This window comes from Christiangramia qingdaonensis (genome assembly GCF_048381525.1).
Lineage (GTDB): Bacteria > Bacteroidota > Bacteroidia > Flavobacteriales > Flavobacteriaceae > Christiangramia.
Genome location: NZ_JBLWIM010000012.1, coordinates 396790 through 404711 on the forward strand (window position 1 = coordinate 396790; position 7922 = coordinate 404711).

At 38.0% G+C, this 7922-nt stretch carries 9 protein-coding genes and 1 tRNA gene; 4 read left to right on the plus strand and 6 right to left on the minus strand.

Annotated elements, in window-relative coordinates; genetic code table 11:
- Nucleotides 1–50: 50 nt before the first annotated feature.
- Nucleotides 51–1055 (plus strand): SPFH domain-containing protein, encoded by a 1005-nt coding sequence (locus ACNI3T_RS06690; RefSeq protein WP_418227867.1) that lies wholly within the window; start codon nt 51–53, stop codon nt 1053–1055.
- Here ACNI3T_RS06690 and ACNI3T_RS06695 read toward each other — a convergent pair.
- From ACNI3T_RS06695 to ACNI3T_RS06710, 4 genes are all read right to left on the minus strand, one after another.
- Nucleotides 1052–1285 carry a DUF6327 family protein gene (locus ACNI3T_RS06695; RefSeq protein WP_418227159.1) on the minus strand — a complete coding sequence of 78 codons (234 nt, stop codon included), beginning with the start codon at nt 1283–1285 and terminating at the stop codon, nt 1052–1054. The genes ACNI3T_RS06690 and ACNI3T_RS06695 overlap by 4 nt on opposite strands.
- Nucleotides 1285–1644, minus strand: coding sequence for a phage holin family protein (locus ACNI3T_RS06700; RefSeq protein WP_418227160.1), 360 nt, complete (start codon nt 1642–1644; stop codon nt 1285–1287). Before ACNI3T_RS06700 ends, ACNI3T_RS06695 begins: the two co-directional genes overlap by 1 nt.
- Nucleotides 1645–1651: 7 nt before the next feature.
- On the minus strand, nt 1652–2032 hold the full coding sequence (locus ACNI3T_RS06705; RefSeq protein ID WP_322301593.1) for a YtxH domain-containing protein: 381 nt from the start codon (nt 2030–2032) through the stop codon (nt 1652–1654).
- A 124-nt stretch (nt 2033–2156) separates the two neighbouring features.
- A complete protein-coding gene (locus ACNI3T_RS06710) occupies nt 2157–3836 on the minus strand; it encodes a glutamine--tRNA ligase/YqeY domain fusion protein (protein WP_418227161.1) in 1680 nt (559 codons plus the stop codon).
- Nucleotides 3837–3946: 110 nt separating this feature from the next.
- Here ACNI3T_RS06710 and ACNI3T_RS06715 point away from each other — a divergent pair, with 110 nt between their 5' ends.
- From ACNI3T_RS06715 to ACNI3T_RS06725, 3 genes are all read left to right on the plus strand, one after another.
- A complete protein-coding gene (locus ACNI3T_RS06715; protein ID WP_418227162.1) occupies nt 3947–4660 on the plus strand; it encodes a ZIP family metal transporter in 714 nt (237 codons plus the stop codon).
- 44 nt (nt 4661–4704) lie between these two features.
- The gene (folB, locus tag ACNI3T_RS06720) at nt 4705–5061 is read left to right on the plus strand and encodes a dihydroneopterin aldolase (RefSeq protein ID WP_418227163.1); all 357 of its coding nucleotides are present in this window, start codon (nt 4705–4707) and stop codon (nt 5059–5061) included.
- A 50-nt stretch (nt 5062–5111) separates the two neighbouring features.
- Nucleotides 5112–5185, plus strand: a tRNA-Cys gene (locus tag ACNI3T_RS06725).
- Between the two features lie 37 nt (nt 5186–5222).
- Here ACNI3T_RS06725 and ACNI3T_RS06730 read toward each other — a convergent pair.
- The gene (locus ACNI3T_RS06730; protein ID WP_418227164.1) at nt 5223–5948 is read right to left on the minus strand and encodes a LysE family translocator; all 726 of its coding nucleotides are present in this window, start codon (nt 5946–5948) and stop codon (nt 5223–5225) included.
- 86 nt (nt 5949–6034) lie between these two features.
- Nucleotides 6035–7922 (minus strand): ribonuclease R (rnr, locus tag ACNI3T_RS06735; protein WP_418227165.1); only part of this gene is annotated, 1888 nt, incomplete at its 5' end.

Sequence of the window (7922 nt, forward strand, 5' to 3'; positions counted from 1 at the left end):
GCTGAATAAATGCTGAAGAATGCTTAATTTCAGTAAAAAATTCTATTAGCATAATAAATTTTGTCTTAATACCCATACTTGCCATTATTCTGTTACTACTTATATTCTCAGGAATCTTTGTAGTTCGGCAGCAAACCTCAGCAGTTGTAGAGCGCTTCGGAAAGTTTACCAGTATCCGGAATTCCGGATTACAATTAAAAGTTCCCCTGATTGATCAGGTAGCAGGAAGGATCAATCTAAAAGTTCAGCAACTGGATGTTCTGGTGGAAACTAAAACCAAAGACAATGTATTTGTAAAACTGAAAATCTCTGTACAATTCCAGGTAAGAAAAGATAACGTTTATGATGCCTTCTACAAGCTTGAAAGTCCGCATGACCAAATAACAGCCTATGTTTTTGACGTTGTGCGCGCAGAAGTGCCTAAAATGAAGCTGGACGACGTTTTTGAGCGTAAAGATGACATCGCCATTGCTGTGAATCGTGAATTGAACGAAGCGATGCAGTCTTATGGATATGATATTATCAAAACCCTGGTTACAGATATAGATCCTGATGTACAGGTGAAAGCTGCCATGAACAGGATTAATGCTGCGGAAAGAGAAAAGGTTGCAGCAGAATATGATGCTGAAGCAGATCGTATCAAGATCGTCGCGAAAGCCCGTGCAGAAGCCGAGAGTAAGCGCTTACAGGGTCAGGGAATTGCCGATCAGCGACGAGAAATCGCACGCGGACTGGAAGAAAGCGTGGATGTTTTGAATAATGTAGGTATCAATTCTCAGGAAGCGTCTGCCCTTATTGTGGTTACGCAACATTATGATACTTTACAGGCCATTGGTGAAGAAACGAATTCAAATCTTATTCTCTTACCTAATTCTCCACAGGCAGGTAGTGAAATGCTGAACAATATGGTTGCGTCCTTTACCGCTTCTAACCAAATTGGGGAGGCGATGAAAGAACAGAACAAAAAAAAAATAGAAGAGCAAAAGAGGAATAACGAAAATGAAGCATTAAAAATAGCCCCGATTGGGGCTTTAATTTTTATGTATGATGATTAAAGATTATGATCCAAATCGGTTCTTTTAATACCCATAATCTTGGAAACCGCACGTATAGATAAAATTTTATGAACTATCGAACCCACACCACTTCCCAGCAATGACATTGGTGTCATTTGTTCTTTAGTGTGATCCATACTAAGGCGAATCTCCTCTTTATCGATCTCTGTTTGTAATTTCAAAATCTTAAGATCCTTGTCTATATCTTTAAAGGATGAATAAACTCTCATTAATCATTTTTATCATTAAAAACTGCCTTTGAAAACTTCTGAAGTATCAATTTTTCTATTGGTTCTTTTCCAAAAATAAAAATCAATATCCCAACGATAAGGTAAAAACCACCTACGATAAAATAACCGGAGCTGGGTACACCAATTGCCTGACTTATAATAATCGCAATAGCAAAGGATAACATGATCCCAGCAATGCTTAGCAAAAAACCCATTATGAGGAAGCGAACGAGCGATGTTGCTCCTTTCATTCCCTGTTTAAAGGCTTTAAGTTTATAATACTCAGCATTACTATGTAAAAATGCCTGTATATTATGATTTAAGTCGTCTACGTTGTTAGAAAGTTTTTCAAATGCCATACAGAAATTATACTACCGCTTTATTTGGAGTGTTTCCAGATCCAGAGGAGGTTCCAGGCTTATCTTTCTGCAATTTAGAATTTTGCTTTCTGAGTTCCTCTAATTTAGACTCCATTGCAGATAGAATATCATCTGCTTTGTGACTTGCTGACGACAAAGTCTCTTCCAGTCTTGCTTCGAAATCTGTTCTTGCTTTTTTAGCTTTTTCAGAAAGATTAGAAGAAGTTTCGTTATATTTCTTATTCAGTCTGTCCTGTGCGTTCTGAGCATCATCCCTAAGTTTCTTGCGAGTTTTATCTCCACTATCTGGGGCATAAAGTAAACCAACACCAGCTCCAATTGCTGCTCCGGTAATTAATGCTAATAATGTATTTCCTGTACTTGCCATAAGTTATTGATTTTAGGTTATTAAAACTCAAAGATAGCAGATGGATTCACCCTAGCTTGTTAATAACCGGTTAATATGTTAAAAATTCAATGCTAAATTATTCTTAAATAGCCTGAAAATAAGTTTAAGACTTAATTTTAGCCCATGAATCGCGCAAAGTGACGGTTCGATTGAAAACAGGTTTTTCACTCGTGGAATCTTTATCTACGCAAAAATATCCTATTCTCTGGAACTGTACCTTATCTTCAGGTTTTGCCTCCTTAAGGCCTGGCTCAAGATAACCAGTCACTACTTTTAGTGATTCGGGATTTACAAACTCAAGATAATCTTTTTCCTTATGTCCATCTGGTGCTTCTTCAGTAAATAACCTGTCATAAAGTCTAACTTCAGCCTCAACAGCATGTTTAACAGAAACCCAGTGTAAAGTACCTTTCACCTTCCGAAGGGATTCTTCAGAACCGCTTCCACTTTTACTTTTAGGATCGTAAGTAACATGAATTTCAGTAATATTTCCTTCAGCATCCTTTACAACCTCCTCGCCTTTAATAATATATGCATGTTTAAGGCGTACTTCTTTTCCTAGTGTCAACCTGAAAAACTTACGGTTTGCACTTTCTTTGAAATCTTCTCTTTCAATGAATAGTTCGCGTGAAAATGGAATTTCTCTGCTCCCGGCAGTTTCATCTTCAGGATTATTTTCAGCTTCCAGCCATTCTTCTTCTCCTTCAGGATAGTTCGTAATTACCAGTTTAACAGGATCAAGAACACCCATAACCCTTGGAGCTATTTTATTTAGATCTTCTCTGGCACAGAATTCAAGGTGTGAAACATCAATCATATTCTCACGTTTTCCAACGCCAATCGAATCGGCAAACTTTCGAATAGCACCAGCGGTATAGCCTCTTCTTCGCAATCCCGAGATCGTAGGCATTCTAGGGTCATCCCAGCTGTCTACAAAACCTTTTTCTACAAGTTGTAATAATTTACGTTTACTTACAATGGTATGACTTAGGTTTCTACGTGCAAATTCTCGCTGTTTTGGCTCAAATTCACCTTGTTTGCTGACTTTGTCAAGAAACCAGTTATATAATTCTCTATGTGGTAAAAATTCAAGAGTACAAAACGAATGAGAAACATGCTCAATAAAATCTGACTGTCCATGCGCCCAATCGTACATTGGATAGATCTTCCAGTTATCTGCAGTGCGGTGGTGATCCTTATGCAAACAACGATACATGATCGGGTCACGCATTAGCATGTTAGAAGACGTCATATCGATTTTTGCGCGAAGAACGTGTCCTCTTTCAGGAGTATCACCATTCTTCATCTGCTCAAAAAGCTCCAGGTTTTCTTCTACTGAACGGTTTCTATACGGACTTTCCGTTCCAGGTTCAGTAGGTGTTCCCTTCTGTTCTGCGATCTCTTCTGAAGTCTGACTATCAACATAAGCATCTCCATTTTTAATCATTTCTACCGCCCAGTCGTAAAGCTTCTGGAAATAATCTGAAGCATAACATTCCTCAGCCCATTTAAAACCTAACCACTCGATATCTCTTTTGATAGCATCTACATACTCCTGCTCTTCTTTTGCAGGATTCGTATCATCAAATCTTAAATTTACAGGTGCATTATATTTTTCACCCAATCCAAAATTTAAACAAATCGAGGATGCGTGACCAATATGCAAATACCCATTGGGTTCAGGAGGAAACCTGAATTTGAGTTCTTCTCTTGAATAATTAGAATTAAGATCTTCTTCTATGATTTGCTCAATGAAATTGAGGGACTTTTTAGCTTCTGCCATAACCTGTTTTAATAAGCTGCAAATTTATCAAATTTTAAATCGATAAAGACAGCATGCGAACAATAGTATATTTAAAATTGATAACTTGAATTAAAATGACGGATTAAAATATGGATGACCTGTACAAAATCATATTATACTCAGCACTTTCGGGAATAACAGTATTTGTAGGAGGTTTGCTTTCCAAATACTTCGGAAGCAATCCAGACAGGACCAATCGAAAGAAAGAAATAACCCATTTTATTACGGCTTTTGGAGGAGGTATTCTTATGGGTGCCGTTGCATTGGTATTGATACCACGAGGAATGGAAGATCTGGATCTCCCTGTTTTGCTGTTGGCATTTATAGCCGGTGCCCTGATTGTGTTTTTAATAGACCGGAAACTAGAAAGATCTGGAAGTACTTTATCGCAATTACTGGCAATGCTCCTGGATTTTATACCGGAAGCGATAGCCTTAGGTGCAATATTCGCGACAGATCCTAAGACTGGTACCCTACTGGCCGCATTCATAGGTTTACAGAACTTACCTGAATCTTTCAATTCTTACCAGGATCTAATTAGATCTGGAATGAAATCGAAAAAAGCACTAGGAATACTATTTGCATTGAGCTTTAGCGGAGTTATAGGTGCGCTGCTCGGTTATGAATTTCTAACGAACCTACCTGAAGTCACGGCCTTCCTGATGGTATTTGCTGGTGGTGGAATATTATATCTCATATTTCAGGATATCGCCCCAAATGTAAAGCTGAAACGGGCATGGATACCTGCTTTAGGTGCTAATCTTGGTTTTTTGATAGGTATGATTGGAGAAAAATTAATTTAATAATTCCTCTATTCTTCAGGAAACATATCTTTGTATAAAAAGTTTTGGGAGTAATCACACTTAAGAATATTAGAACTTTCGCTTATCATGGATGTCTTGATGAAGAAAGTAAAATTGGAAGCGAATACCAGATAGACCTTAAAGTTTATGGAGATCTTTCCCATTCTGCAAAGACAGATGAACTAAAAGATACCATCGACTATGTCCATCTAAATCATATTGTTAAGCAGGAAATGGCGATTAGATCCAAATTACTGGAAACGGTTGCTGATAGGATTTTAACGCGTATTCTTAGCGAACTAATTATGGTTCAGCAAGCTGAAGTAGAAGTTTCCAAGATCAACCCACCTATCGGAGGTAATGTTGCTATGGTTACTGTAAGCATGCAGAAATCAAGGTAGATTTTAGTTTTGATACTTAAATTTTTTATTACATTTGCCATCCCGCAAAGGGCATCGTGGCCGAGTGGCTAGGCAGAGGTCTGCAAAACCTTGTACAGCGGTTCGAATCCGCTCGATGCCTCCAAAAAAAAGCTTCCTGATTCAGGAAGCTTTTTTTATTTTCAATCATTTTTTTTCGTAAAATCCAGATAACCGATCAAAGAATCACTTGGTGTAATTTCTTCGATCTGGTCTTTGATCTCATCTACCTGATCTGGAAAGAGTCCCTGAAAGATCAGGACCACCCCGAAGATCACCAGTATACAACTAATGAACTTTTTCATTATGTAGATTCGGTTGGGTGTTAATTTCCGGTTTAGCTTTTTTGCCAGTAAGATCTTGGCTACATCCACAATTAGGTACGTAATAAGCACTGTAGAAATGAATATTCCTATTCTATCCACTTGCATATCCAGTTTGGGACCAAAAACAATGATCACTCCCAGCCAGAAACCAAGCACGCCAATATTGATGAAATTCAGTAGAAATCCTTTAACGAACAAGCTAAAATAGGCACTTTTACCTAGCTTTCTAATTTCAGGGGTCTTATCATCTGTTTGCAGAGATTTCTTAGATTGCACAAAGGTCATTAAGCCATAGGTAGCGAGGATCATACCCCCAAAAATGAATAGAGCGGGATCATCTTTAAGACTTTCCAGTAGCTTGGTTGTACTAAAATAAGCGATGGTTATAAAAACACAGTCAGCGAAGATAACCCCAAAATCCAATGCAATAGCAGCTCTAAACCCTTTTATAGCAGCGGTTTCCAGTAATACAAAAAAAACCGGTCCAAATAGAAATGCCAGAAAGAAACCTAAGGGTAAGGCAGCTAAAACGTCCTGTAACATACAGTTAAGTTGTTTTGCAAATGTAAACTTTTTGTGGCTTTTAAAGTAAATATATCAATTAATGCCTGAAAGCATACCTTTTCCTACTAATTTGCTTCTACATCTGCTCTGCTACCTAATAATGTGAAATCTAAATGACGTTTCACGAGGTCTGCATTCTTAACTTTTACGTAAACCTCATCACCTAACGTAAAAGTTTTACCGGTACGCTTACCAGTTACAGCAAACTCATCAGCATCATACTCATAATGATCATCGTTCATATCCCGTAACCTGATCATTCCTTCACATTTATTTTCGACGATCTCCACGAAGATTCCCCAGTCTGTAACTCCGGAAATTACTCCCAGAAATTCTTCATCCTGGTGATCCATCATAAATTTCACCTGCATGAACTTAATAGAATCCCGTTCAGCGTTGGTAGCCAGATACTCACGATCACTACTATGGTTACATTTGTCTTCGTACTCTTCTTCGCTGGCAGATTTATGACCATCCAGATAATGTTGAAGCAATCTATGCACCATAACATCCGGATACCTTCGAATAGGAGAAGTAAAATGAGTATAGTGATCAAAGGCTAAACCATAATGTCCAATATTTTCTGTGCTATAATAGGCCTTACTCATGGTACGAATTGCCAGAGTATCCACCATGTTCTGTTCTTTTTTACCCTGCACATCTTCCAGAAGTTTATTTAAAGAACTGGTTGTGGAATTACGGTCTGTGAGATTCAGTTTGTGTCCAAATCTACCAACGATGCTTTGTAGAGAAGCAAGTTTTTCTTCATTAGGTTCATCATGACATCTATACACAAAAGTCTTTTTCGGCTTTTGTTTACCAATAAATTCAGCCACTTTTCGGTTAGCGAGTAACATGAATTCCTCGATAAGTTTATTCGCATCTTTGGCAGTTTTAAAGAAAACTCCCACTGGTTCATTTTCCTCGTTAAGGTTGAATTTCACTTCTACCTTATCAAAAGAAATTGCACCATTACGCAAGCGACGGCTTCTCATCTTTTTAGCGAGCCTGTCCAGCGTGGAAATAGCATCCACTACTTCACCGCTAACTGAATAGGCATCTTCACGAATTGAAATATCTTTTGGAATACTACCAGCATTGGTTTCAATAATATGTTGAGCCTCTTCATAAGCAAAACGCTCGTCTGAATAGGTTACTGTTCTTCCAAACCACTGATCTTTTACCTCAAGCTTATCGTTAATTTCAAAGACCGCAGAAAAAGTAAATTTTTCCTCATTCGGTCTTAATGAACAGGCGTTGTTAGAAAGTATTTCAGGAAGCATTGGTACAACGCGATCCACCAGGTAGACTGATGTCGCACGTTCATAAGCCTCATCGTCGAGAATAGTTCCAGGTTGCAGGTAGTGCGATACATCTGCAATATGAATTCCTATCTCATAATAACCATTCTCAAGTTTTCTAAAACTTAGAGCATCATCAAAATCCTTTGCATCTTTTGGATCTATCGTAAAAGTAAGAATATCACGCATATCCCTTCTTTTAGCGATCTCATCCTCGTTGATAGAAGTATCTATCTTATTAGCGTATTCCTCCACCTCTTCAGGAAAATCATGAGGAAGACCATACTGTGCAAGTATAGAATGAATTTCTGTATTATGTTCTCCAGGAGTACCAAGCACTCTGGTGATCGTGGCAAAAGGCGAATCAGCCTTATCTGGCCACTCTTCGAACTGGATTACTACTTTGTCTCCATCTTCAGCGCCATTCATTTTATTCGCCGAAACAAAGAAATCTGTGTACATGGATTTGTCATCCACTACCACAAATCCAAAATCTTTTTTCTTCTGAAGCGTTCCAACAAATTCTGTTCGCTTACGTTTAGTGATATTTACAACTTCACCTTCACTTTTCTTATTACGACGGCGATTATAAATGTATATCTCGACTGTATCACCATCAAAAGCTGATTTTAGATCTTTATTTGCAATAAAG

Coding starts and splice junctions, on each gene's coding strand:
- ACNI3T_RS06715 (WP_418227162.1), top strand. CDS start 3,947: ATGGATGACCTGTACAAAATCATATTATACTCAGCACTTTCGGGAATA.
- ACNI3T_RS06710 (WP_418227161.1), bottom strand. CDS start 3,836: ATGGCAGAAGCTAAAAAGTCCCTCAATTTCATTGAGCAAATCATAGAA.
- ACNI3T_RS06695 (WP_418227159.1), bottom strand. CDS start 1,285: ATGAGAGTTTATTCATCCTTTAAAGATATAGACAAGGATCTTAAGATT.
- ACNI3T_RS06705 (WP_322301593.1), bottom strand. CDS start 2,032: ATGGCAAGTACAGGAAATACATTATTAGCATTAATTACCGGAGCAGCA.
- ACNI3T_RS06700 (WP_418227160.1), bottom strand. CDS start 1,644: ATGGCATTTGAAAAACTTTCTAACAACGTAGACGACTTAAATCATAAT.
- ACNI3T_RS06730 (WP_418227164.1), bottom strand. CDS start 5,948: ATGTTACAGGACGTTTTAGCTGCCTTACCCTTAGGTTTCTTTCTGGCA.